The sequence below is a fragment of the uncultured Turicibacter sp. genome (assembly GCF_938044715.1).
Classification (GTDB): domain Bacteria; phylum Bacillota_I; class Bacilli_A; order MOL361; family Turicibacteraceae; genus Turicibacter; species Turicibacter sanguinis.
This window is the reverse complement of record NZ_CALIOS010000038.1, coordinates 1-1,430: the sequence shown is the minus strand read 5'-3', so window position 1 is coordinate 1,430 and position 1,430 is coordinate 1. Positions and strand designations below refer to the sequence as shown.

Here is a 1,430-nt window from a genome sequence, read left to right as displayed (position 1 = left end):
TGTAGTGCACCCCAAATGTTAGACTTAAAAATCTAATGTTAGGGGTGTTTTTCTATGGCTAAATATAGCTCAGAATTTAAGTTGCATGTTGTTAACGAGTATTTGCAGGGAACTTTAGGTTACCGTTTGCTCGCTAAAAAATATCACATACCAAGTAAATCACAAATTGAAACGTGGGTTAGACAATATAAACAAACTGGAAGAAGTGGAGTTCAACGAAAAGAAAAACAAGAATATACTGGAGAATTTAAATTAAATGTATTAAACGATATGAAAACAACAGGTGCTTCATATAGTCAAACTGCTATCCATTTTGGATTATCAGAGATAGGAACGATTGCCAATTGGAAGGCAGACTTTCTAAAAGACGGTGCAGAGGCATTCTTTAAATCGAAAGGAAGGCCTCAAAATCCTATGACTAAATTAAAAGCATCTAAACAACCAAAAACTTTAACTCGTGAACAACAATTAGAAGAAGAACTTAAATTATTGAGAATCGAGAATGAATACTTAAAAAAGTGTCACGCCCATGGAATTACGCCATGGAGCCAAAGAATCAAATCGAAACAAGAATCATCCAAGAATTAACGGCTAATTTTAAATTAAGTGACATTTTAAAGGTCACAAAGTTTCCTAAATCAACCTATCACTATTGGGTCAATAAGATGAAACAAGTAAATCCTGATCAAGAGCTTGAAGAGCTGATTTTAATTATTTTTAAAGAGAGTGATGAGACTTACGGCTATCGTCGAATTCAAGATGAGCTTTATAATAGAGGAATTAGAATCAATCATAAAAAAGTATATCGTCTCATGAAAAAGCTTGGGATAATGTGTGTCAAGTTTGGTCGTAAATCACGTCAATATCGCTCATACAAAGGGACTGTTGGAACAGTGGCTAAGAATCGAATTAATCGCCGTTTTAATACACCGTATCCTTATCAAAAGTTAACAACAGATGTGACGGAGTTTAAAACACAAGAAGGAAAGAAATTATATTTGAGCCCTATAATGGATATGGCAACGGGTGAAATTTTATCTTTTTCAATTAGCCATAAACCTGATTTAAACTTTGTCATGGAATCATTATATCAAGTTCTTCCAATTCTTGAACAAGCTAAATATCGAACAACGATTCATTCTGATCAAGGTTGGCACTATCAACATAGACAATGGGTTCAAACATTAAAACAGAATAACATATTTCAAAGTATGTCTCGTAAAGGAAACTGTTTAGATCATTCTCCTATGGAAAATTTCTTCGGGATTCTTAAACAAGAAAAATATTATGGTAAAACATTCAAAACATATGAGGAGCTAAAAGAAGCAATTGAAGAATATATTGACTACTATAATCATAAACGAATCAAAAGAAAATTGGCTGGCATGAGTCCAGTTCAATACCGAATTCATACCAGCCAATTGGCTGCT

At 33.3% G+C, this 1,430-nt stretch carries 2 protein-coding genes; both read left to right on the top strand.

Annotated elements, in window-relative coordinates; genetic code table 11:
* The first annotated feature begins 54 nt into the window (after positions 1-54).
* A complete protein-coding gene (locus QWC74_RS03660; protein ID WP_006784566.1) occupies positions 55-588 on the top strand; it encodes a helix-turn-helix domain-containing protein in 534 nt (177 codons plus the stop codon).
* Positions 543-1,430, top strand: an 888-nt coding sequence (locus QWC74_RS03655; protein WP_129821811.1) for an IS3 family transposase, incomplete at its 3' end; no start/stop codon positions are given. The genes QWC74_RS03660 and QWC74_RS03655, both read left to right, overlap by 46 nt.